Here is a 22,769-nt window from a genome sequence, read left to right on the forward strand (position 1 = left end):
CCCTATTCGATCACGATGAGGGGCTCGCCATATTCGACCGGCTGTCCGTCCTCCACCAGAATGGCGGTGACGACGCCGCCCTTGGGCGCGACGATGTCGTTGAATGTCTTCATCGCCTCGATGAGCAGCAGCTTATCGCCCGCGGTGACGCGCGAGCCGACCTCTATGAAGGGCCGCGCGTCCGGGCTCGGGCGCAGATAGGCGGTGCCGACCATCGGCGATTTCAGCGCGTCGGCATGGCTCGCCGGCGCGGGCGCGGCGGGCTTGGCCGGCGGCGGCGGCGCAGCATAGGGCGGCGCATAAGGCTGCGCGGCATAGGGCGGCAGCGCGATCGCGCCATGGGCGATCGCCGGCGCCGGCGCCGGCATGCGCGCCGCCCTTATGCGCAGATCGCCTTTCTGGACCTCGATTTCGGTGAGATCGCTCTCGCCGAGCAGCTTGGCGATCTCGCGCAGCAGCGCGGCGTCGACGCCCGTCTCGGCGGCGGCGGCGACTCTCGGTTTGGCTGGGGGGGTGCGTCGCGTCGGAGCTTTGCGCGCCATGATTGCTCAGGTCTTTCTTTCTTACTTTTCGAACAGGGCTGCGAAGGCGAGAACATAAGAGGCGGGGCCGAAGCCCGCGATCACGCCGCGCGCCGCCGGCGAGATGAAGGAGTGCTGCCGAAAGCTCTCGCGCGCGTGGACATTGGAGAGGTGAACCTCGACAACGGTCACGCCCGCGCCTTTGATGGCGTCATAGAGAGCGATGGACGTATGCGTATAGGCCCCGGCGTTGAGTATGACCGGAGCCCCGGCGCGGCCCGCCTCTTGAATCCAGTCGACGAGGTCGCCCTCGTGATTGGACTGGCGGAAGACGAGATCGACGCCGCGCGCGGCGCAGAGCTCGGCGAGCCGCGTCTTGATGTCGTCGAGCGTCGCGGTTCCGTAGATGGACGGCTCACGCACGCCGAGCAGATTGAGATTGGGACCGTTGATGACGTGGACGGCGGGCATGGATATCCTGAACGAAGGGCGCGCGCCGCGCGAGCGAGCCCCCTTTTAGCCGCATTGCCCTCACGAAGGAAGCCCCGCGCTCGGCCGTCCTCTTCGCCGCGTCAGCAGACGGTCTTGCCGCATTTGCGCGTGTTGTCGATCTTGGTCTTGAGCTGCTGATAGCCGACGGCGCCGACGATCACTTCCTTGCCGACCACCCAGCTCGGCGTGCCGGTCAGATTGAGGCTGTCGGCGAGCTCCGCCGTTTCCTTCAGCGCCGCATGCGTCTGGTCGCTCTTCATATCCTTCTCGAGCCGGGCCGTGTCGGCGCCGAGCTCCTTGGCGACCGCGAGCGCCTGCGCCTTGCCGATCGAGCCACGCGTCGTCAGCAGCTTGCGGTGGAAGGCATAGAATTTGTCCGGCTTCAATTGCAGCCGCAGAGCGGTGGCGATCTCGGCCGCCTCGGTCGAGCCCGGTCCGAGCACCGGGAAATCCTTCAGCACGACGCGCAGCTTGGGATCGCTGTCGACGAGCTTGGCGAGATCCTCGAGCGCGCGTTTGCAGTAGCCGCAATTATAGTCGAAGAACTCGACCAGGGTCACATCGCCAGCAGGATTGCCGACCACGGCCTGAGCCGCGGAATTGAACAGCTTATCGGAGCTCTGGTCGACGGCGCGGCTGCGCGTGTCGGCCTCGGCGACCTTCTGGCGCCGCTCGAGCTCCTCGATCGCGTCGCGGATCACTTCCGGATTGGCGATGAGATAATCATGGACGATCTTCTCGATCTCGGCCTTCTGCGCGGGCGCCTCGGCGCGCGACGGGGCGGCGGCCAGCAGCGCGCCGCCGATCGCGGCGATGGCCGAGGCGGCGTGGAGAAGACGTCGAAAATCGGCGACGAGCCGGAAGGCCATGGGAGTCTCCTTGCAGGTTTCAAAGCGCTTTCCGCGCGAACGGACCCGTTCGAGCGGCCGCCGCCGCGCCAAATCAAGGTTGCGAGCGGACGCCGTCCTTGAGCAGTATCGAGCCTAATCCGTAGTTGAACTTTGCGTCGCCCAGCGTGCGCAATTGCAGCGAGACCATGATCGTCTGATTGCGCGCCGGCAGGCCGGTGGACGCCTGGGCCTGATAGACCGAGGAATAGTTGATCGCCACTGTCGTGCATTCGTCCTTATATCCGGCCCCGAGGCCGAGCGCGGCGAGCGAGAACAGCGGCGCCGAGCCGGTGACATTGGCGCCGGTCAGGGTCGTAGTGACTGCCGGCGCGCGGGTCAAGGAGTTGTAGAGATAGCGGCTCATATCGAATGTGACAGAGCCGTTCAGAAAGTAATTCTCAGTGAGATCATAGCGTCCCGTGGCCGCGAGGCCCTGGCGGCGCTGGTCGAAGCCGATGACCGGCTGCGACGCGTAATTGGCGTATTGGAACGTCAAGTTGAGCGGATCGAGATTGAGCGAGCCGATGAGATCGATCCGGCGTCCGCGCAGTCCGTCCGGATCGAAACGGCCCTTGGCGACGAAGCTCAGCATCGACGACGGCGCGAAAGCGAAGCGTCCGACCCAGTCCGAGGTGCGGGTGTCGAGCCCCGAGGAGAGGCCCACATTGGCCGCGTCGGCGGTCGAATAGCCGTTCTTGCCGGCGATCTGGCGCGACTGGCCGACGAGGGCGTTGACGAAGCCGCCATTGCCGAAGGTCAGAGTCGCCTGCCCGCCGTAATTGGCGCGCGTGCCGGTCTCGAAACGGTCGTAGCCCGAATATTTGCTCCATTCGAACAGGTTCGAATCGTCGAACACGAGGCTCTGGGCGTCCATGTTCACGAGCGAAGGAATGGAGGACTGATTGGGCCGCGCGACGATCTGCGCGATCGGCTCCACCACGAGATCGCCGAGCGCGCCGCGGGCGAGGATCGGATAGCGCCATTCGACGCCCCCGCCCGGCGTCGCCTGGCCGCGGAACGCATTGTCGGCGCCATAGAAGAACAGCGACTGCGCCGAGTTGGGGATCGGCTGCGACGCGGCGTTGTAGGCCGCATAATAGTTAGAGGTGTCATAGTCGAGATAGGAGCCCGAGAAGCGCGCGAAGACGAAGGGCGTCCACACGCCGCCGACCGGATCGATCGCCTTACGCTTCCACGAGCCCATCACCGTCGCATGCTCGTAATTGCCGCCGACGCCGCGCAGCAGGCAGCGGCTCTGATAGGGGTCGGCCGAGGGCGCGTAATTTTGGCAGACATTGTAGAGGCCGTAGACACTGTCGAGCGTGCGCGGCTGGATCGATTCATAATTGGCGATGGACGCCGAGGTGCTGGTGAAATTGGCGTCGACGTCGAGCTGGCCGCCGATGCCGAAGCTGCGCTCCGGATCGACGTCGAAGGCGCGATTATAGTCGACGAGCGGATGCACGACGGGCTGCTGCGCCTGCACGTCATTGGGCGAGAGGCCCTGGAAGTAGAAGCCGCGAAGGTCGAAGAAGCTGCGCGGCCCCTGCCCGGTCAGATAGATCGTGGACGAGGATTCGCGGAAGAAATAATTTTGATACAGACTGTTGTACTGTTTGTAGTCCTGCAGGAAATAGCGGTCGCTGAGCGCGGTCACGTCCCAGCCGAAGCGCCATTGGTCGTTGATCTGAAACTCGCCATTGCTCTGCACGGCGCCGCGCCAGCGCTTGTCCCGCGCGCCATAAGGCGCTGTGGCGAAAGCGCTCGGATCGCCGACATGCGTGCCCTCGACATTGATCGAATAGCCGCCGTTCTCGACCCGATGGCGGAACTGCGCCGACAGGAACGGCCCCTGCCGCGTGAAGCCGGTGGGCGTGACCGTGAGATCGTAATTGGGTGCGAGCGCCCAATAATAGGGCATGGCGACGCTGTAGCCGATCTGCGAGCGATAGGTCAGCTGCGGATTGAGAAAGCCGGACTTTCGCTTCACGCTCGGATCGGGCGACGAGAAATAGGGCATGTAGGCGATCGGAACGCCGAGCAGCTCGAGCGAGGCGTCCTCGTAATAGATGACTTTCTCGTCATTGTCGTGGATGATGCGCTTGGCGCGCACCGACCAGAGGCGCGGCTTGCTCGGATCGTCGCGGCAGGCGTCGCAGGCGGTGTAAGTGCCGAGATCGAAGGTCGTCGTCTCGCCAGAGCGCTCCGCCCGCGGCGCGCTGAAATGGGCGTTGTCGGCCCCTTCGACGCGCAGGCTGTCCATGAAGCCGGCCTTGAAGTCGTCGGTCAGATCGAAACGGTCGGCGTAGACCACCGTCCCGTCGGTCTCGGTGAGCCGCGCGTGGCCTTCGGCATAGACCCGCTGCGAGCCGCGGTCATAGACGACGCGGTCGGCCTCGAGCGTGCGGCCCTTGTAGAAAATCTTCACATTGCCGGTCGCCGAGACGCTGTTGCGCGTCTCGTCATAGGCGAGCTCCTTGGCTTCGACCACCATTTTGGCGGGGGGCGCCGACGGCGGCTCGGCGACGCGCGGCTTGGCGTCGACGAGCAGGACTCCGGCCAGAACGAAGGCGTTGCCGATCACCACGGCGAGCGCCAGCCGCATCGCGATCGGCATGCGTCGCGACGGCCAATAGTCGAGCGCGGCCGCCAGCAGGCCGAGCCGCTCGGACGTGCGCTCGTGATGACGGTGACGACGGCGGCGCCCCATCAGCCGTCCTCCGAATACAACAAACTGACTGCGCCCAGCATGCTTCCGACAAGAGCAGGCGACCACGCAGCGACGAGCGGGCTGATGACCCCGGCTCCGCCCAGGTCGGAAAAGAGTTTCGTAACGATATAAAGCACGAAGCCGGCCACGACGCCACCCGAAACGGTCCGCGCGATTCCCCCCATTCGAAAGAACCTTAACGAAAAGGAAGCGGCCACCAGAACCATCGCCACCAGCAGCAGAGGCCGCGCCAGAAGAGTTTGAAATTGCAAAATATAGCCGGTCGGATCGAGGCCGGCGTCGGCGGTCTTCTCGCCGAGCTCGAGCAGGCTCCAGAACGGCGCGCCCTGGGGCGGCGTCGTCGCCGTGACGAGCTGCTCCGGCGTCAGATCGGTCGCCAACAGATAGGAGCCGACCGTGCGCGATTCCTCCCCCGGCGCATTGACCCGCGCTTCCTCGAGCACGAAGACGCCGGCGAGCAACCGCGCGCGCGCCGCCTCGACACGCTCGAGGAACAGGCCCTCCTTGGAATAGACATTGACGCTGACCTCGGTCAGCCGCGCCCCGCCGGCCTGATAATCGGTCGCATGCAGGATGGCCGTGCCGTCGACGCCGGTGAGGCGCAGCCATTTGCTGTGATCGACGCGCACGCTGCCCTGCACGCCGAACAGCTCGAGCTCCATCTGGTCGGAGCGCTGCTTCATCACCGCCGACACCGGATTATAGAGCGTCACCGACACGACGCCGATCACGAGCGCGACGAAGGCCGGCGGAAACAGGAACTGCCAGACCGAGACTCCGGAGGCGCGCGCGACGACGAGCTCGAGCTTGCGCGTCAGATCGACGAAGGTCGTCATGGCGCCGAACAGGACCGCGAAAGGCAGAATCGTCTCGGCCGTCGCGGGCACGCGCAGGATCGTCATCAGCGCCACCGTGTCCGCCCCGGCCTGGGGAATATCGCCGGCGCGGCGCAGCAGCTCGACGAAATAGACGACGAACATCAGGCAGAACATGGTCGCGAAAATCGCCAATATGGTCTTGGCGAAGCGCGCGGCGAGATAGCGGGACAAAGTGAGCCCGATCATTCCGCGCGCTCTGGAGCGCTTTCCGATCGAACGGAAGCGTTCGATCGATCAGAATTCGCTCGAACGAAAGAATGGTGGAGCCTTATCCGATCCAATCGGATCGGATAAGGCTCCAGGCGCGCCGCCCGCTCCGCAATCGCAACGCTGTCCGGCATCGCTTCGGCCGCTGTCCCTTTGCAAAAACCGCGACGCTGCGGCCGCCTCCGAAGCGCGGTCGCTAAACCGTCCCCGCGCTCCGCGCAAGTCGGGCGATCGGCGGAGGGACCGCGCCAACTGGGAAGCTGATCCGCGCTCGAGGCTTTTCCGGGGCGAAGACGCAGGGCAAGCAGGTGGGAAGACTATATCCCGACCCTCGTCCTGAGAGCTCATCAAAGTGTCGGACCTCGACGCTTGGATTGACGGCCTACCGAACGACAGAAAGCCGTCGTGACCATCTATCATGCAATCGAAGACGCCGAACATGCGCTCGAGCAGAAGCGCCACTCCTATCTTGGAACGTGAGGATGTCTCTGACTTGCGACTTCCCCGGCTCTTATTGGCTTTGGCCCGCCTGCCAGATCAGTTATACCTGCCCCCAATTGCGGGGGTCGTAAGGGGCGGGGAATAGTTGCGGGCGGCGTGCCTCGCAGGTATCTTATATCAAATGGCTTGGCGGGGTGACGGCATTGTGGGCAACGATTCGATTATAGGCTGGATTGGAGAAAATCACGTTGGTGATTTGGCTAGCATCGCCGGTGTCGGGATTTCGGTCATTGGCTTCATGGTCACGGTTTACGACGTTCGCCGTTCGCGGAAGGCTGCCGAACTGGCCCAACAAGCAGCGCAAGACGCCAAGAACAGCATCCAGATTTTCGAGACCGTAGTTGACCTGAGCGCGGCGATACAAATGCTAGAGGAGGTCAAGCGGGCTCATAGAAACCGACAATGGGAGGCTCTCCCGGATCGCTATGCAAATCTCCGAAAAACGCTTATCAGCATTAGGAGATCGAGTGATCTTTCGGACGAACATGCCTCAGTATTTCAGGCGGCGATAGCGAACCTCCGGGACATGGAACAAGCAGTGGAAAAGTCTCTGCCGAACATGCCACAGGGCTCCCATCATAGGTTCAATGAGCTTCTGTCGAAGGACGTCGATGAACTAGCGGGAGTGCTGGCAGAACTAAAGTTCTCCGAGATAGGGGCCTAAGATGAAATACGCGAAGCAAATGCGTCTAGTAAAGAAGCTGGCGGATTCGACAAGAGCTGGCGTAATAAATTGGCAGCCATCAGTTCATCCTGATATGTTTCAGGTCTCCTTCCGCGACAACACCGTGCGGGTGACCGAAAAAGAAAATGATATAGGCGCGCCGATATATGAAATTGAGTTGCTCAACGGCAGTGGAGAGGTTGTCGAAAGCTTTGACGACGAACTTCTTGATAAAGATGACGGGACAAATGGGTCAATAGAGTCGTGGTATTCCATAATACATGAGCTATACAACACCGCACGGAGGACCGCTTTGGGAGCTGAAAAGGTTCTCGACGAGATAATCGCAGACCTTGATGATATCATGCCATTCTAGGCCCTATGGACTTGTTCGCGTTCTCGAAACCATGACGATCAGCATCACGCTCTCGGACCTCCACGACTAGTCGGAACCCGGGGAATAGGAATAATCATTCGGCTTCCACTTCGCTCGGCTGCGTTTCCACAGATCCCAGGGCGTCGCCGGACCGAATGGCGTCGATCTTGTCAGCCCACCATAGCATGAGCCGGCGACCCTCTTCGAAATAATCGGCGCGATGATAGGCGCGCCGCACTTCCGAGCCGTCTTGATGCGCCAGCGCCCGTTCGACCGCGTCGAAGGCGAAGAGTCCCGATTCGTTCGCCATGGTCGAGAACGTCGACCGGAAGCCGTGGGCCGAGATATCTTCCTTGCCGAAGCCCATGGCGCGCAGCGCGACGTTGAAGGCGTTTTCGGATAGGGAACGGCCAGGCCTCGGGCTCAGGAAGAGGAAGGGCGAGGCGGAACGGGCGAGCCCGTCTTGCCTTTTCAGCCGGCGCAGCCTTCGAGACGCCGCCTGCGGCGGCTCCTCAGGGCGAGGGTCGGGGATCTTATCCTTCACCCGATTCGCCTAAGCGAAGACGGCGCCGGTTTCACGGGCGCGCGGCGCGGGAACGAATTGACCCTCGCGCGTCGCGGGAGGATATTCGGCCGAAATTCGACTCGGCCGCGCCGAGCCTCAGTCTCCCCGCGAGAGGTTGGAAATGTCCGTGAATGTGAAGTTCGACGCCGTGTCTTTCGGGGAGGCCGAGCGGCGCCTCGCAGCCGCTCCGACCGAAGGGGAGAGGCCGCTCGTGTTGATCGCCTTCGCCGGCGCCAAGCTGGCGCTCGGCGGCGAGACGAGAACGATTCTGCGCGACGCCGAGCCGCAGATCGCGCGCGCCGCGGCCGCCGCCAAATTCACCGGCAAGCGCGGCAGCGCGCTCGATCTCTATGCGCCGGCCGGCCTTCCCTCGGTCGGGAGGCTGATTCTCGTCGGCGTCGGAGCTGCGGGCGACGGCGAGAACGCCGACAAGAGCGCCGAGCGCTTCGACGATTACCTCGGCCTCGGCGGCCAGACGGCGGCCAAGCTCGGCCAGGGCGCGAGCGCCCTCGTCCTGTTCGACCTCCCCGAGGCGCCGGCCGATGCGGCCGCCGCCGGCCAGTTCGCGCTCGGCGCGACGCTGCGCTCCTATAAGTTCGACCTCTACCGCACCAAGAAGAAGAAGGACGAGTCCGAGCGCGACGGCGTCAGCGACATCGCCCTCGCCGTCGCCGCCCCGGAGGCGGCGCAGACGAGCGTCGCCGCCGCGCTCGACCTCGCCGACGGCGTCATCATCGCGCGCGATCTCGTCAACGAGCCGGCCAATGTCCTCTACCCTGAGGAATTCGCCCGGCGCGCCGCCAAGCTCGCCGATCTCGGCGTCGAGGTGGAGATTCTCGACGTTCCGGCGCTGCAGGCGCTCGGCTTTCGCGCTCTGCTCGGCGTCGGCCAGGGCTCGGCGCATGCGAGCCGCGTCGTCGTGCTGCGCTGGAACGGCGGCGCCAAGGATGCGCAGCCGATCGCCTTCGTCGGCAAGGGCGTGTGCTTCGACACCGGCGGCATATCGATCAAGCCCGCCGCCAGCATGGAGGATATGAAGGGCGACATGGCCGGCGCCGCGGCGGTCACCGGCCTCATGCACGCGCTCGCCGCGCGCAAGGCCAAGGCCAATGTGATCGGCGTGCTCGGCCTCGTCGAGAACATGCCTTCGGGCGAGGCGCAGCGTCCGGGCGACATCGTCGCCTCGCTCTCGGGCCAGACCATCGAGATCATCAACACCGACGCCGAAGGCCGGCTCGTGCTGGCCGACGCGCTCTGGCATGTGAAGGACAAATACAAGCCCGCTTTCATCATCGATCTCGCGACTCTGACCGGAGCCATTCTGGTGGCGCTCGGCCAGGAGCACGCCGGGCTGTTCTCCAACAATGACGAATTGGCCGGCCGCATTCTCGAGGCCGGCAAGGCGACCGGCGAGAAGCTGTGGCGTCTGCCGATGGGCCCGGCCTATGACAAGCTGATCGAGTCGAAATTCGCCGATATGAAGAACACCGGCGGGCGTCACGCCGGCTCGATCACGGCGGCGCAATTTCTGGAGCGCTTCGTCGATAAGACGCCCTGGGCGCATCTCGACATCGCCGGCACCGGCATGGGCTCGCCGGCCTCCGACACCAACCAGAGCTGGGCCTCCGGCTGGGGCGTGCGCCTGCTCGACCGTCTGGTGAAGGATTATTACGAGAGCTGATCGAAGGGCGCGGCGCCTGCCGCCCCTCCCCGCGCTCGCGGGGTGAGGGGCGGTGGGCGAGTGCGAGAGATCGAGACGCCGCGTGAGCCCTCCTGGCCCCTCACCTCACCTCTCCCCGCGGCGGGGAGAGGAAGCGGCCAGCGCCGCTGGAAGTCTCGATTGCTTCGGAAAGACGCCCCTACAGACGCGGCCTACGCCCGCGCCGCCAGCGCCGCGAACAGCGCCGCGTCGGTATCGACGCCCGGATTGCCCGTCGTCAGTAGCTTCTCGCCATAGAAAATCGAATTGGCTCCGGCGACGAGGCACAGAACCTGCGCCTCGCGGGACAGCGACGAGCGGCCGGCCGAGAGGCGCACGCGCGATTTCGGCATCACGATGCGCGTCGTCGCGATCATGCGCACCAGCTCCAAGGGCTCGATCGGCGGCCGGCCGTCGAGGGGCGTGCCCTCCACCGCGACCAGCGCATTGATCGGCACGCTCTCGGGATGCGGATCGAAGGACGCCAGCACCTGCAGCATCTCAGCGCGGTCGCGCACGCTCTCGCCCATGCCGATAATGCCGCCGCAGCACATTTCGAGCCCGGCGCGGCGCACCGCGGCCAGCGTCCCCAGCCGGTCCTCATAGCTGCGCGTGGTGATGATCTCGCCGTAGAACTCCGGCCCGGTGTCGAGATTATGATTGTAGGCGGTGAGCCCCGCCTCGACGAGCCGCTCGGCCTGTCCCTCGTTCAGCATGCCGAGCGTGACGCAGGCCTCCATGCCGAGGGCGCGCACGCCGCGCACCATCTCGAGCACGGCGTCGAAGCGCTTACCCTCCGGCGCCTGCCGCCACGCCGCGCCCATGCAGAAGCGATCCGCCCCGGCTTCGCGCGCGCGCCGCGCCGCGCCCAGCACCTCGTCCACCTCCATCAGCTCGACGCGGTCGAGCTTCACCTCGCGATGATGCGCCGATTGCGGGCAATAGGAGCAATCCTCCGGACAGCCGCCGGTCTTGATGCTGAGCAGCGCCGCCTTCTGCACCTCATTGGGATCGAACCAGCGGCGATGCTCGGCGCTCGCGCGCGCGACCAGCTCGAGCAGCGGCGCGTCGTGGATGGCGACGATCTCCTCCGTCGTCCAATCGTGACGGAGCGCGAAATCGGCGGGAGCGTTCATGTCTGGCCCTTCGTCGGGAGGGATATCAGGATTTCTTGGACAACCGGCGCTCATTGCGGGTCAGCTTCTCCTGCTGCGGGGCGGCCGGCGCCTTGCGCTGCAGGGAGGCGTCGAGCCCGCCGAGAATGGCGACGAGAAGATAGAGCGCGACGGCGGCGTCGAAGCCGGAGAGGCCGAGCGCGAACCAGTCCGGCGTGAACACCGCGCCGGTGCCGAGATAATGGAACTGCACATGCCAGAGCGGATGCAGCGCGAAGCCGACGACGAGCCACCACGGCGAGCCGACGAGGCCGAGCAGGCCGAAGGAGCCGAAAATGGCGAAGCCGGTCATCTCTATGCCGAACCAGGCCTTGACATTCTCCGAGGCGAAGGCGAGCCCGACATAGAGCGCGGCCGTGGCGACGAGCGCATAGCCGAGCATGCGCCGCGAGCCGAGCTGCGGCCAGCGCGCGGAGAGCCGCGCGAGCACGACAAAGCCGGCGCCGAGGAGAGCGCCGACGGCGGCGGGGATGAGAATCGGAGTCAGCTCGTCCATTTTTGAAGCTCTTTGTCGGTTTTGCGCCGCTGGCGAGGTCTATAAGACGGCCGGGCGACGGGAACAAGCCGCGGCGCAGAGCGGCCATGGAGCTTCCGCAGCGTCGTACGCCCGAGCAGGCGATCGCGATCGCCAAAATCCGCCCGAGCGCTCTGACGCAGTCTCTGTTTCTCGAGCCTTCCGAGCCGGGCGCCGGTGAAATATCATCTTCGCGGCGGCGCGTCAGCGCGACGCTCGGCGACCGGGGAGAAGACGCTCACATGGCATGGCTCATCCTGTTTCTCGGCGGCATGTTCGAGGTCGGCTGGCTGATCACGATGAAATATACGGATGGCTTCACGCGGCTCGCGCCATCGGCCGCGACATTGGCGCTGATGGGCGCGAGCGTCGGCTGCCTCGGCATAGCGGTCAAGACCATTCCGATGGGCACGGCCTATGCGGTCTGGACCGGCACGAGCATCGCCGGCGCCGCGGTGGTCGGCATCTGCGTCTTCGGCGAATCGACGACGCCGCTGCGCCTCGTCTCGATCGCGCTCATTCTCGCCGGCGTGGTCGGGCTGCGGGTGCAGCCCAATCACGCGGGCGACCCCTCCCCCCGCGCCGGCGAAACGCGTCAAAAATAGCTCTGCAACCCGCCGCGGCGGCGCACATCCAGCGTCGCGCAATGGAAGGAGCCGCCGAAGGCCGCATAATGCATGAACGAGCAGGGAATGGGCTCCAGTCCCCATTGCTCCATCGCGCGCATGGTCTTCTTGTGATGCGGATCGACGATCACGCGCTTCTCGTCCAGCATCAGCACATTCATATTGAGCCATTTGCCGCACAGCGAAATCTTCTTCAGCAACGGATCCTCGATCGGATCGGGCTGCGGCGCGGTCAAGATCTCCCAGGATTTGAAGATCGGCGGCAGACGGTCCTTGTCGATATATTCGGGATTGACGAGCAGCTTGCCGGGACCGAGCGGCGTCGCGGTCGTGTCGATATGCATCGGCGTCGGGCAGAGGCTCTCGATCTCGTGAATGCGGTATGTCTCGCCGAGGTGGCGGCGCAGCCAATCGATGCCGAAAGCATTGGTCACATTGCTGCGCGTGACGAAGAGATCGCGCCCGCAGCGGAAGAAATCGGCGGCGTCGAACACCGGCTCGAACTCGGTCACGACATAGGAGATCGGCTCGCCCTTCTCGGGGATGCGATAATCGCGATCATAGAGCGCGTCGACGAGCTGCGGCTTCGGCGCGGAGGTCCAGCGCGCGCCGCGACGAAAATAGTCCTTGAGCAGCGGCCGATAGGAGAAGGTCTCGAAATAGCGGCACGGCCAGGCCATGGGCGTCTCGATGATCTCGTCGCCGACGACGAGCAGGCTGTCGCGCGGGCAGGAGTTGCAGAAGCCGCGCGAGGACCAGTCGGGCGTCCCGAATTTTTTGCGATAATCGACCGCCTCCGGCCGCGTCACCGCGACGCCGAGCGAAGTGAGCAGCGCGACGAAGCCATCGAGCTCGGCTCGCGCCTTCTCGATCATGAAGCGAGGATAGCGAAAGCCGCCGACGAGCGGCATGAGCCGCGCGGTGAAGCCGGGAATGACGCTGGTGACGACCGGATGGCCGGAGGGCATGACGGCGCCCTCGAGCCGCCCGACGATGATCTCCTCCAGCGGATCCCATTCATTGTGGGAATTGACGGGCGATGCGAGCGCGGCGGGGACATGCGGGCGGGCGGTCGGAACATTCACATTCATGTCGAAGCTCCCCTGCTCACGCCGCACGACGCCTGCGCCCGCCGTGCGAGGTCGCGCGCGGCGATCCGACGGATGGGATTTATATTTGATCGCGGCGGTTGGGGGTCAATGCGGGGCTGTGACGCGGGTGGTCGCCGGTCCGCGCTCTCACAGATCGGCGGCCTTCAGGACGGAAACCCAATCCTGCCGTCCTCCCAGCAGGCGATTGATCGAAACCTCGGCATTGTCCGGCCTCACCGGACGCCATGCCGCTCCCTCATGCGCAGCTTAAATGTTTCCGCGTCGAAAGGCTGCGGCGCGCCCCTCTCGATCCCCTCGGCGACAGCCGCCTGCAGCAGAGCGAGCGACGGCTCGCGCTCCTGATCCTTGCGGGTCAGATCGCGAATATAATCGCCCGCATTGCCATAGCCCGCGGCCTGACGCTCGACCCATGCCTTCATCGCATTCCTCTTGCGGCCACGCTGTCGCTACGGATCCATGAAATCCCGTCGATAATCGATAACGCTGCAACCCAGGGCGAGCGCTCTGTTTGCCAGATCGCGGTCTGCAGTGACTAAAGTCGGCGCCAAACCGCCCAGGGACAAATTACACAAATGTAAAATGATCGCATCCGTGAGACCGAGATCGGCGAATTCAGACCGGGCCGTCCCCCGAACGCTCGGAACGTGAAGTTCGCGCGTCACTTCGATGAAGTGCCTGAGCTTCCTCATAATTTCGAGTCGAGAGCGTTCGTCGATTCCCTTCACCAGATTTGACACTTCTGAGAGGACATGCGGGATGCAGACGATCTCTGCAAATTCTGAAATTATCAGCTGCAACAGATGGAGATCGTCAGCGGAATACTCGGAAAGACGCTTGTGCTTTGCAATGTAAGCGGGTGATGCTGCGCCTACAATAAGCAGCAATAAGAGATTTGTGTCAACAACAACAATGCCTCGCATGAAAACTCATTCCCTTACCGCATGGCTTTTCATCGACAAGACCGTTCCATCTTCTGCAATCGTGAGCACTTTGAAGGATCGTTTTAACGGAGAAAACGTACCCATGCTTTCTAAAACCTCTTGCGCCCGGGTTCGAGGGGTATTCCACGGGCGAGAAAATCCTAACGTTACAACCCAGTTCCCCGCAGACTGGGCATGCTCCACTTCCTCAAGCCCGAGGTTCGTTACACCCTCGTCAGCATATACATCGGAAATATATTTTTTAGCTACAGCTATCGCTTCCTTCGTGTCCATAATATCTACCCCTTTTTTCGACGCCGAGCGATGTGACGCCAACCGGCCGCCGTTAAGCAGGTACAACTTGCGCGCCGCGAAACGAAATGCCCCCTCACCCCGTATTCCGCAACCCCGCCGCGACGCCATTGATCGACATCAAAATCCCCTGGCGAATATCATCCCCCGTCTGCCCGCCGCGCCAGCGACGGATCAGTTCCACCTGGAGATAGTTCAGCGGCGCTATATAGGGGAAGCGGTGGTGCAGCGAGCGGGCCAGCGACGGGTTGTCGGCGAGGCGCTGGCTCGAGCCGGTGATGTCGGCGAGGGCGCGATTGGCCCGGCCCCATTCCGCCTCGATCTCCCCATAGATGCGCGCCGCCAGCGCCTGATCCGGCGCGAGGCCGGCGTAATGGTGGGCGATCGACAGATCGGTCTTGGACAGGATCATGTCGATATTGGAGAGCAGCGTGCGGAAGAACGGCCATTCCTGATACATGCGCCGCAGCAGCGCCAGACGCGCGCCGTCGTCGCCGTCGAGAAAGCGCGTGATCGACGAGCCGAATCCATACCAGCCCGGCAGCGCGAGACGCGCCTGACCCCAGGAGAAGCTCCACGGAATGGCGCGCAAATCTTCGATTTTCCGCGACGGCTTGCGCGACGCGGGACGCGAGCCGATGTTGAGCGCGGCGATCTCCGCGATCGGCGTCGAGGCGAAGAAATAATCGACGAAGCTCGGCGTCTCGTAGACGAGGCCGCGATAGGCGTCCATGCCCCATTGCGCGAGATCGGCCGCCGCGTCGAGAAACTCCTGCGGCGGCGTCTTGCCATGCGAGAGCAGCGTCGCCTCGAGCGTCGCGGCGACCAACAGCTCGAGATTGATGCGGCCGATCTGCGGATTGGCGTATTTCGCCGCGATCACCTCGCCCTGCTCGGTGAGGCGAATCTGCCCGTTCACCGTGCCCGGCGGCTGCGCCAGAATGGCGTCATAGCTCGGCCCGCCGCCGCGCCCCACCGTGCCGCCGCGCCCGTGGAAGAGGCGCATGACGATCGACGGCAGCTGAGAGAAGAATTCCGCGAGCGCGGTGGAGGCGCGATAGAGCTCCCAGATGCTGGCGAGAATGCCGCCGTCCTTGTTGCTGTCGGAATAGCCCAGCATGATGTCCTGCTGCGCGCCGGAATTGGTGACGAGCTTGACGATCCCGGGCAGAGCGTAGAAATCGCGCATGATGCCGGCGGCGTTGCGCAGATCGCCGATGGTCTCGAACAAAGGCACGATGATGAGATCGGCGGCGACGCTCGCCGCGTCGCAGGGCGCGAGCGTGCCGCGCATCAGGCCGCATTCCTTCTGCAGCAGCAGCACTTCCAGAAGATCGCTCACCGTCTCCGTATGGCTCACGATGTAATGGCGGATCGATTCGCGGCCGTATTTTCTGCGCATGACCGCGGCGGTCTCGAAGATCGCCAATTCGCTCGCGGCGTTGTCCGAATAGCTCGCGTCGACGAGCCGCACCGGGCGCGGATCGGAAAGGAGGCGCATCAGCAGCTCGCGCTTCTCCTCTTCCGAGAGCGCGGCGTAAGTCTCCGTCACCCGCGCGGCGGCGAGCAGCTCGGCAATGGTCTCCTCATGGCGGTCGGAGCTCTGGCGCAGATCGACGGTGGCGAGGTGGAAGCCGAACACTTCCGCGGCGCGGATGAGCGGCTCCAGGCGCTGCGAGGCGATCACCTCGCTGTGATGGCAGCGCAGCGAATCGTCGATGATCTCGAGATCGGCGAGAAAGGCGCGCGCGTCGGCGTAAGGATTGGCCGGCGCCACCGCATGGCGCTGCGCCTGCTGGCCGGTCAGCTCCTCGAGCGTCGCCGCGAGGCGCGAATAGACGCCGATCAGCGCGCGGCGATAGGGCTCGTCGTCGCGATGCGGATTATCGTCGCCCGAGCGCGCGGCGAGCTCGCCCAGCGCCTCACTGCAGCCGGCGTAGCGGCGCGAGATCGACAGCTCGGCGCCGAGCTCGTGCACCTCGGTGAGATAGAAGCGCAGCGCCGTCTCGCTCTGCAGGCGCAGCGCGGTGGCGAGCGATTCGGCGCGCACATTGGGATTGCCGTCGCGGTCGCCGCCGACCCAGGTGCCCATGCGCAGGAAGGGCGGGATGCGCAGCCCGTCGAGCCGCTCCTCGATCTCGGCGTAGAGGAGCGGAATCTGCCGCAGGAAAGTGGTGCGGTAATAGGAGAGCGTGTTGGCGATCTCGTCGCGCACGGTGAGCCGCGCCTCGCGCAGCAGCTCCGTCTGCCAGAGCTGCGAGACGCGCGCGCGCAATTGCAGCTCGTTGCGGGCGAGCTCGGATTTGGTCTTCGCATGCTGGCGCGCGAGCAGCAGCGCCGATATGGCGTGCTCGGCGTCGAGCAGGCTCTTGCGGCGCACCTCGGTCGGATGCGCGGTGAGCACCGGCGACACCCAGCCGTTGGAGAGCACCTTGGCGACGCGGCCGGCGCCGATCGAAGCCTTGCGCAAATGCGCGAAGGTGTTGGCGAGGCCGGGCTCCCTGCCGTTCTCCTGCTGCAGCGGATGGAGATCTTCGGCGATATTGGCGAGATGCGAGAAATAGCTGAAGGCGCGGATGACGGTCAGCGCCTCGGCGGCCGAGAGCGAGCGCAGCAGCGCGTCGAGCTTCTGATCGGCCTCCATGTCGCCATTGCGGCTGACGGCGACGGAGAGCCGGCGAATGGTCTCGATCCGCTCGAAGGCGGCGGCCCCCTCCTGCTCGCGCACAGTGTCGCCGAGCAGGCGGCCGAGCAGGCGGATGTCGGCGAGCAGCGACTGATCGCTGAGCACGGCGGGGGAGCTGAAATCGGCGGAGTCGTTTTCGACCTGCATGTCGGATGCTGTTCCCAAAGCGGGGCCCGGAGGCCGCGGAATTTCCCGCACCATATCAGCACATCGCGGCGGAATAGACGAGAGGGCGAGCCATTTCCTTCCCCTGCCGACTTCGGCTATGCTGTGCGCCGATGGCGGCTCTCTCCTCGCGCTTCTGGCTCCGCTCGCGCCGCCCGGTCGCGACGCTGACGGCCGTCCTGCTCATCGTTCTGCAGGCGTTCGCGGTCGCGCCCGCCCATGCGCACGCCGGCTCTGGCCTGTCCGCTGCGGCCGCGATCTGCGGCGACGGAGATGCGGACGCGCCGGCGACGCCCTGCGCCGATCCCTGCCTGCTCTGCGCCGCGAGCGTCGCCTTGCCCGCGCCGGCGCGAGCGCGCCCTGAGCCGGCTCGGCGGGTCGAGGTCGCGCCCGCGGCGCAAGCGCCGGCGCGCCTCAGCCGCGCGCCGCCCGGCTGGGCGAGCAGCTGGTCCTCCCAGGCGCCGCCCGGCGTCCGCTGATCGACGGCCGCCCGGGGCCGTCCCTTTCGCGCGCCCTGTTGTCGCCGCCCGCGAGGCGGCAGTCCGATCGCGAAGCTCTCCCATGTTCGACCGAGACGATGATTCGCTTCGTGCGGCGCTCGCGCGCCACTCGCGCGACCTCCTGCGCTTTCTCACCCGCCGCGTCGGCGCGCGCGACGCCCCCGATCTCGCGCAGGAGGCGATCGCCCGCGTTTTGAGCTACGCCGAGCGGGAGGAGGTGCGCGAGGCCGGCTCGCTGTTGCGCTCGACCGCCGCCAATCTGGCCAAGGACCACGCCCGCAGGCTGCGCTCGGAAGGCGCGGCCATCGTGGGCGGGCTCGACGTCGACGCCCTCCTCGCTCCCTCGCTCTCGCCCGAGGCCCGGCTCGACGCCGAGGAAACGCTGGCGCGGTTCCGGGCGGCGCTCGACGCGCTGCCGCCGCGCTGCCGGCAGGTATTCGTGATGCGCCGCTTCGAGAATCTGCACCAGGAGGAGATCGCCCGCCGGCTGGGCATCTCCCGCAATATGGTGGAGAAGCATCTGCGCACCGCGTTCCGCCAGCTGCGCGGGGCGCTGAAATGAGCGCGCCGACCTCCTGTTTTCGCCGCCTCGCGCGTCTTATGCTGGACGGCCGCATGCTGGACGGCCGCGCCTGGCCGCAGGGAGACGAAGCCGCGAGATGACGACCGCCGAGCCGGAGGACGCCGAGAAGCAGGACGCCGAGCGTTTCGACGCCGCCGCCGCATGGTGGGCGCGGCTCGACGCCGGGGCGCTGCCACGCTCCGAGCTCGAGGCCTTTCGCGCCTGGCTCGCCGCCGATCCGCGCAATGAGGCGGCGTTCGAGGAAGCCTGCGACCTCTGGGGCGATTGGGAGCGCGCGCCCAAGGCCCTCGCCAGCGCCTATGTCGCGGCTCTCTCCCCCGCCCCGCGGCGGCGGCGGCTGCGTCCTGTGGCGGCGCTCGCCGCGCTCGGCCTCGCGCTCTTTCTCGGCTTCGATCCGCTGTGGCTGTGGCTCCGCGCCGACGCGCGCACCGGGACCGGCGAATTGCGCAGCATCGCTCTTCCCGACGGCTCGCGCGCGCATCTTGGGGCCGGCTCCGCCATCGCCCTTCATTATGGCGGCGACCGTCGGCGCGTCGCGCTGCTCGCCGGCGAAGCTTTGTTCGAGGTGGAGCCCGACCCGAGCCGCCCCTTCGTGGTCGAGGCCGCCGGCGGCGAAATTTTGGCGCGAGGCACGGCCTTCGACGTTTCCACGAACGAGTCGCGCACCGAGGTCACGGTGACCGAGCACGCCGTCGAAGTGACCGGCGCCGGCGCGCCCATTCGCGTCGAGGCCGGCCGCCAGACCGCCTATGGCCCCGGCCTGCCGGCGCTCGATGCTTATGCGGTCGATCCCGACAGGGTGACCGCCTGGCGGCGCGGCCGCCTCTATTTCAACGACAAACCGCTCGGCGAGGTGATCGCGGCGCTCGCCCGCTATTATCGCGGCTATGTGCTGGTCGCCGGAAGCGCGCTGCGCGACCGCCGCGTCACCGGCGTGTTCCGCACCGATCAGCCGCTCGAGGCGCTGCGCGCCATCGAGAAATCGCTGGGGCTGAAATCGACGCGGCTCTCCGATTATCTGATCCTGCTGCATTCGTAGCGACGAAAAAGCACAGGGAGTCGCCCCGCGGCCCTGGATTGCTTCGCTTCGCTCGCAATGACGGCCCTCGCTCGATGAAGACTTGGCGCATCCTTCTCCCGCTCACGGGAGAAAGTGGTCCCTTATGGCGTCCGTTCGACACGCCCGTCGCGAGCGACGGGCTATGGCCGGGTCGGACGAGGGCCCGAACAGATACGCCGAGTGACATAAAAGTCACAGTGAGACAAATCTCTTTCGACCCGACTCCTGTTTTTCGAATCCTCACGTCTTGGGAGGCGGCGGAGGCGAGGCGCTCCGTCGATCGAATGAGGAGGCCGGGATGCGGACGAAGACGGTGAACAGGAAGCGAGACAGAGCGGGCGCGGCGACAGCGATCGGCCTCATCATTCTCGGTCCCTCGGCGCTCGCCATCGACGCCGGCCCCGCGCTCGCCCGCCTCGCCCCGCAGCCTTACGAGATCGCCGCCGGCCCGATGGCCGACGCGCTGAGCCGCCTCGCCGACGAGAGCGGCGCCCATCTCGTCTTCGACGCCGCCATCGCCCGCCATGTCGTCACGCGCGGCGTGCATGGCAAGCGCACGCTGGAAGAGGCGCTGGACGAATTGCTGACGGGGACGAGCCTCGCCTATCGGGTCGATCCGGAAGGACGCGCGGTGACGATCGTTGTCGCGCAGAACGGCGTGACCGTCAGCGACGCCGGCGCGGAGACGCTGCCGACGATCGACATCGGGGCCGAAAGCGCTCGAGCGACGAATGCGACGCGCGGCGCGCGGTCGAGCGAGCCGCGGACGCCGAGCGAAGGATATGTCGTCACCAACTCGGCGACGGCGACGAAGACCGATGTTCCGCTGAAGCAGACGCCGGCCTCGGTGCAGGTGGTGCCAAAGCAGCTCATTCGCGATCAGGCGGTGACCAATCTGTCGGGCGCGCTGGAGAATGTCTCGGGCGTGCGGTCCAACAATGACGCGATCGGCGGCTATCTGTTCAAGATCCGCGGCTTCGACAGCTATGACGTCTATCGCAATCTGCTCAACTCCGGCTCCGCTTATTTCAGCGGCTCCGACATGGCGAATGTCGAGCGCATCGAAGTGCTCAAAGGTCCGGCCTCGGTGCTGTTCGGGCGCGGAGAGCCCGGCGGCCTCATCAATCTCGTCACCAAGACGCCCTTGTCCGAGCCGCGCTTCGTCGTCGAGCAGCAAATCGGCAATTACGATCATTATCGCACGCAATGGGATTTCTCGGCGCCTGTCGCAGAGGTTCCGGGCCTCGCTTGGCGCCTCTCGGGCGCCTATCAGGAGAACAGGGTCTTCCGTCAGTTCGATCATGCGAGCCGCGTGATGGTCGCGCCTGTCGTGACCTACAAGCCGAGCGACTGGACCGAGCTGACCGTCGATCTGCAATATTACGGCAATCAGCCGCGCGTTCTCTCCGGCATTCCGGTCGTCGGCTCCGCTCCGGCGAATGTTCCGCTGTGGCGGTCCTATCAGGAGCCGAACGACCCGCGCGACCGCACGGATTCCTTCGTCGGCAGCTATGTGTTCCGGCAGAATCTCGACGAAAATTGGAAAGTCACCAACCGCTTTCTCTATTCGAGCCTGTGGTATTCGCAGAGCCTCGTCGCCCACTCCGGCCTGAGCGACGATCTGACCAAGCTCGATCGCTACGCCCAGGCGCAGAACACGGCGGTCGAGACCTATTCGACCAACTTCGATGTGCAAGGCAAGTTCGAGACCTTCGGCGCGCGTCACATATTTCTGTTCGGTCTCGATATTTGAACAAGCTCAATGATTATTATTGGGCCTCGGACGGCGGCTCCTATCCGATCGACATCTATTCCCCCGTCTACGGAACGGTTCCCTCCTCGGCATTTTATAATGCGCTGCTCGGCATGGGCTCGAAATTCCATTCGTCGACGCTCAATCGGCAGAAAGGGCTCTACGTCCAGGATCACGTCACCTTTCTCGATGAGCGCGCCCATGTCCTGCTCGGCGTTCGCTATGACGTCGCCGACGTCACCTCGGCCGGCGTCTTCACCTTCGGCGGCGACACCAGCGCGAGCAAGGAGCTCACGACGGCGCGCCGCCTCGCCTCGCCGTCGCGCACCGACACCGGCTGGAGCCCGCGCTTCGGCCTCGTCTACGACCTCACGCCGGAAGTGAGCGTCTACGGCTCGTTCACCCGCTCCTTCGGCGCCAATAATTCCTCCACTGGTCAGGCGCTCCCACCGCAACGCGGCACGCAATGGGAGGTCGGCGTGAAGGCGCAGATCTTCCCCGAGCTTACCGCCACGCTCGCCTTCTTCCAGCTGACGAAATCCAATCTGACGACGCTGAACTACGCCACGCCCGACCCCTCCGACACCAATCTCGCGGGTCTCCAGCGCAGCCGCGGCATAGAGCTCGACATTCTCGGCCGCGTCACCGAGCGGCTGACGCTCTCGGCCAATTACGCCCATATCGACGCCAAGGTGATCGCGGACAATCCGATGAATCGCCTCAATCCGTATGGCCTGCTCGATGCGACAGTCTATGGCGAGCAGGGCGGACTTCTCGGCGCCCATCTCGACAATGTGCCGCGTCATTCGGGCAAGGTTTTCGCGACCTATGATTTCGGCGACAACGGGCTCGGCTGGCGCGTCGGCGGCGGCGTCACCGCGGCGAGCCAGGCATGGGGCGACATTCAGAACACTTTCATCGTTCCCGCATGGGCGCGGCTCGATGCTTTCGCCAGCTATGCGACAATGTTCGAAGGACATCGCGTGACGGCGCAGCTCAATCTCAACAACATCACCAATGCCCGCTATTTCTACGGCGCGGATATTTTGTTCAATGTCCCCATGCCGCGGTTGAGCGCCTATCCGGCGCAGCCCTTGACGGTCGTCGGCACGCTCAAATTCGAGTGGTGACGAATGACGCCGGGGGGACGACGCACCATCGTCCCCCGCTCGCTCATCTCTCTCGATCGGAGTCAGCGCCGATCGTGTAGGGGATCAGCGCGAAGGGATGCTTCAACGGATCGAAATCCTTGCTGTTGCGCGTCACCAGCCGATGATGTCGGTTGAGGGCGATTGCGGCCTGCAAGGCGTCGGGAAGCTTCCAGCGATTCTGGCGGCGCAGACGCGCGGCGAGGTCGGCGTCCTCTGCGGTGACGGGAAAATGGCGGAGCTCCGCCAACACCGCCTTCACCAATACCTCCTGCTCGCCGTCACAGCCGGTCAGCACCTCGGCGCGCGTGATGACGGAAATAGCGATCTCCTCGCGGTGGTCGCGCAAAAATCGGGTCGCCGCCGCGATGGAGTTGAAATGATCGATGACGATAACCGAATCGAGAAGTAGACTCGTCACGACGTCTCCCACTCGTCCCGAATGCTCCTTTGATAGGCGAGACCGTCTCCCTCGCGCCAAAGTCCGTGGCTGCGGTCGAGCAGCTCGTCGAAGCTCGGAGGCTCGCCGCTCTGGCGGCGATACAACGCCAGGGCGCGGCGGACGATTTCCGTCACGGGCACGCGCTCTGTCTCGGCGAGTCGGGTCAGCCACTCCTTTTCGGAGTCGCTCAGGCTGACGATGGTTCGCGGCATGAAGCGACACTCCGGCATCAGTGAAGCAATATGATAT

Annotated in this window: 24 protein-coding genes; 9 read left to right on the plus strand and 15 right to left on the minus strand. The window is 65.1% G+C overall.

What is annotated here, in order from left to right; translation table 11 throughout:
* Positions 1-2: 2 nt before the first annotated feature.
* From accB to lptG, 5 genes are all read right to left on the minus strand, one after another.
* Positions 3-542, minus strand: coding sequence for an acetyl-CoA carboxylase biotin carboxyl carrier protein (gene accB, locus CQW49_RS05025; RefSeq protein WP_003610634.1), 540 nt, complete (start codon positions 540-542; stop codon positions 3-5).
* Positions 543-563: 21 nt separating this feature from the next.
* On the minus strand, positions 564-992 hold the full coding sequence (gene aroQ / locus CQW49_RS05030; protein ID WP_003610632.1) for a type II 3-dehydroquinate dehydratase: 429 nt from the start codon (positions 990-992) through the stop codon (positions 564-566).
* Positions 993-1,093: 101 nt separating this feature from the next.
* Entirely contained in the window at positions 1,094-1,882 is a 789-nt protein-coding gene (locus tag CQW49_RS05035) for a DsbA family protein (RefSeq protein ID WP_003610630.1), read from the minus strand.
* Positions 1,883-1,955: 73 nt separating this feature from the next.
* Positions 1,956-4,613, minus strand: a complete 2,658-nt coding sequence (locus CQW49_RS05040; RefSeq protein ID WP_003610629.1) for an LPS-assembly protein LptD — start codon at positions 4,611-4,613, stop codon at positions 1,956-1,958.
* The gene (gene lptG / locus CQW49_RS05045; protein ID WP_003610628.1) at positions 4,613-5,698 is read right to left on the minus strand and encodes an LPS export ABC transporter permease LptG; all 1,086 of its coding nucleotides are present in this window, start codon (positions 5,696-5,698) and stop codon (positions 4,613-4,615) included. The genes CQW49_RS05040 and lptG overlap by 1 nt, the downstream gene beginning before the upstream one ends.
* 667 nt (positions 5,699-6,365) lie before the next feature.
* Here lptG and CQW49_RS05050 point away from each other — a divergent pair.
* Together CQW49_RS05050 and CQW49_RS05055 are read left to right on the plus strand one after the other, a co-directional pair.
* Complete coding sequence (locus CQW49_RS05050; protein WP_155931316.1) at positions 6,366-6,884, plus strand: hypothetical protein; 519 nt, start codon at positions 6,366-6,368, stop codon at positions 6,882-6,884.
* Between the two features lies 1 nt (position 6,885).
* Positions 6,886-7,260 carry a hypothetical protein gene (locus CQW49_RS05055; protein ID WP_040566554.1) on the plus strand — a complete coding sequence of 125 codons (375 nt, stop codon included), beginning with the start codon at positions 6,886-6,888 and terminating at the stop codon, positions 7,258-7,260.
* A gap of 94 nt (positions 7,261-7,354) precedes the next feature.
* Here the strand turns inward: CQW49_RS05055 and CQW49_RS25030 are convergent, their stop codons facing one another.
* On the minus strand, positions 7,355-7,804 hold the full coding sequence (locus CQW49_RS25030) for a tyrosine-type recombinase/integrase (protein ID WP_003610627.1): 450 nt from the start codon (positions 7,802-7,804) through the stop codon (positions 7,355-7,357).
* A 142-nt stretch (positions 7,805-7,946) separates the two neighbouring features.
* On the opposite strand from CQW49_RS25030, the gene CQW49_RS05065 reads away from it, so the two are divergent.
* Positions 7,947-9,506 carry a leucyl aminopeptidase gene (locus CQW49_RS05065; protein WP_003610626.1) on the plus strand — a complete coding sequence of 520 codons (1,560 nt, stop codon included), beginning with the start codon at positions 7,947-7,949 and terminating at the stop codon, positions 9,504-9,506.
* Positions 9,507-9,697: 191 nt separating this feature from the next.
* Here CQW49_RS05065 and bioB read toward each other — a convergent pair whose 3' ends face one another.
* Positions 9,698-10,660: a biotin synthase BioB gene (gene bioB, locus CQW49_RS05070; protein WP_003610625.1), complete on the minus strand. Its 963-nt coding sequence runs from the start codon at positions 10,658-10,660 to the stop codon at positions 9,698-9,700.
* A 25-nt stretch (positions 10,661-10,685) separates the two neighbouring features.
* A complete protein-coding gene (locus tag CQW49_RS05075; protein ID WP_003610624.1) occupies positions 10,686-11,195 on the minus strand; it encodes a hypothetical protein in 510 nt (169 codons plus the stop codon).
* A gap of 260 nt (positions 11,196-11,455) precedes the next feature.
* Here CQW49_RS05075 and CQW49_RS05080 point away from each other — a divergent pair, with 260 nt between their 5' ends.
* The gene (locus tag CQW49_RS05080; RefSeq protein ID WP_024749980.1) at positions 11,456-11,818 is read left to right on the plus strand and encodes a DMT family transporter; all 363 of its coding nucleotides are present in this window, start codon (positions 11,456-11,458) and stop codon (positions 11,816-11,818) included.
* On the opposite strand, the gene CQW49_RS05085 is transcribed toward CQW49_RS05080, so the two are convergent.
* The 5 genes from CQW49_RS05085 to ppc form a co-directional block, all read right to left on the minus strand.
* Positions 11,809-12,930, minus strand: a complete 1,122-nt coding sequence (locus CQW49_RS05085; RefSeq protein ID WP_003610620.1) for a hypothetical protein — start codon at positions 12,928-12,930, stop codon at positions 11,809-11,811. The genes CQW49_RS05080 and CQW49_RS05085 overlap by 10 nt on opposite strands.
* Positions 12,931-13,163: 233 nt before the next feature.
* Complete coding sequence (locus tag CQW49_RS05090; RefSeq protein WP_003610618.1) at positions 13,164-13,370, minus strand: ribbon-helix-helix domain-containing protein; 207 nt, start codon at positions 13,368-13,370, stop codon at positions 13,164-13,166.
* A 27-nt stretch (positions 13,371-13,397) separates the two neighbouring features.
* Positions 13,398-13,871, minus strand: a complete 474-nt coding sequence (locus CQW49_RS05095; protein ID WP_024749979.1) for a PIN domain-containing protein — start codon at positions 13,869-13,871, stop codon at positions 13,398-13,400.
* 6 nt (positions 13,872-13,877) lie between these two features.
* Positions 13,878-14,165: a hypothetical protein gene (locus CQW49_RS24380; RefSeq protein WP_155931315.1), complete on the minus strand. Its 288-nt coding sequence runs from the start codon at positions 14,163-14,165 to the stop codon at positions 13,878-13,880.
* Positions 14,166-14,259: 94 nt separating this feature from the next.
* Positions 14,260-17,016: a phosphoenolpyruvate carboxylase gene (ppc, locus tag CQW49_RS05100; RefSeq protein WP_003610617.1), complete on the minus strand. Its 2,757-nt coding sequence runs from the start codon at positions 17,014-17,016 to the stop codon at positions 14,260-14,262.
* 131 nt (positions 17,017-17,147) lie between these two features.
* On the opposite strand from ppc, the gene CQW49_RS05105 reads away from it, so the two are divergent.
* From CQW49_RS05105 to CQW49_RS25430, 5 genes are all read left to right on the plus strand, one after another.
* Complete coding sequence (locus tag CQW49_RS05105) at positions 17,148-17,513, plus strand: hypothetical protein (protein WP_099831745.1); 366 nt, start codon at positions 17,148-17,150, stop codon at positions 17,511-17,513.
* An 82-nt stretch (positions 17,514-17,595) separates the two neighbouring features.
* Positions 17,596-18,096: an RNA polymerase sigma factor gene (locus tag CQW49_RS05110; RefSeq protein ID WP_003608927.1), complete on the plus strand. Its 501-nt coding sequence runs from the start codon at positions 17,596-17,598 to the stop codon at positions 18,094-18,096.
* A 97-nt stretch (positions 18,097-18,193) separates the two neighbouring features.
* Positions 18,194-19,156: a FecR family protein gene (locus CQW49_RS05115; RefSeq protein ID WP_003608925.1), complete on the plus strand. Its 963-nt coding sequence runs from the start codon at positions 18,194-18,196 to the stop codon at positions 19,154-19,156.
* A gap of 319 nt (positions 19,157-19,475) precedes the next feature.
* Positions 19,476-20,930 carry a TonB-dependent siderophore receptor gene (locus tag CQW49_RS25425; RefSeq protein WP_003608924.1) on the plus strand — a complete coding sequence of 485 codons (1,455 nt, stop codon included), beginning with the start codon at positions 19,476-19,478 and terminating at the stop codon, positions 20,928-20,930.
* Positions 20,927-22,060: a TonB-dependent siderophore receptor gene (locus CQW49_RS25430; RefSeq protein ID WP_003608922.1), complete on the plus strand. Its 1,134-nt coding sequence runs from the start codon at positions 20,927-20,929 to the stop codon at positions 22,058-22,060. Before CQW49_RS25425 ends, CQW49_RS25430 begins: the two co-directional genes overlap by 4 nt.
* Positions 22,061-22,103: 43 nt before the next feature.
* Here CQW49_RS25430 and CQW49_RS05125 read toward each other — a convergent pair whose 3' ends face one another.
* Both CQW49_RS05125 and CQW49_RS05130 read right to left on the minus strand, forming a co-directional pair.
* Positions 22,104-22,499 (minus strand): PIN domain-containing protein, encoded by a 396-nt coding sequence (locus tag CQW49_RS05125; protein ID WP_003608921.1) that lies wholly within the window; start codon positions 22,497-22,499, stop codon positions 22,104-22,106.
* Positions 22,496-22,732, minus strand: coding sequence for a ribbon-helix-helix protein, CopG family (locus tag CQW49_RS05130; RefSeq protein ID WP_003608919.1), 237 nt, complete (start codon positions 22,730-22,732; stop codon positions 22,496-22,498). The genes CQW49_RS05125 and CQW49_RS05130 overlap by 4 nt, the downstream gene beginning before the upstream one ends.
* Between the last annotated feature and the right edge of the window lie 37 nt (positions 22,733-22,769).

This window comes from Methylosinus trichosporium OB3b (genome assembly GCF_002752655.1).
GTDB classification, from domain to species: domain Bacteria; phylum Pseudomonadota; class Alphaproteobacteria; order Rhizobiales; family Beijerinckiaceae; genus Methylosinus; species Methylosinus trichosporium.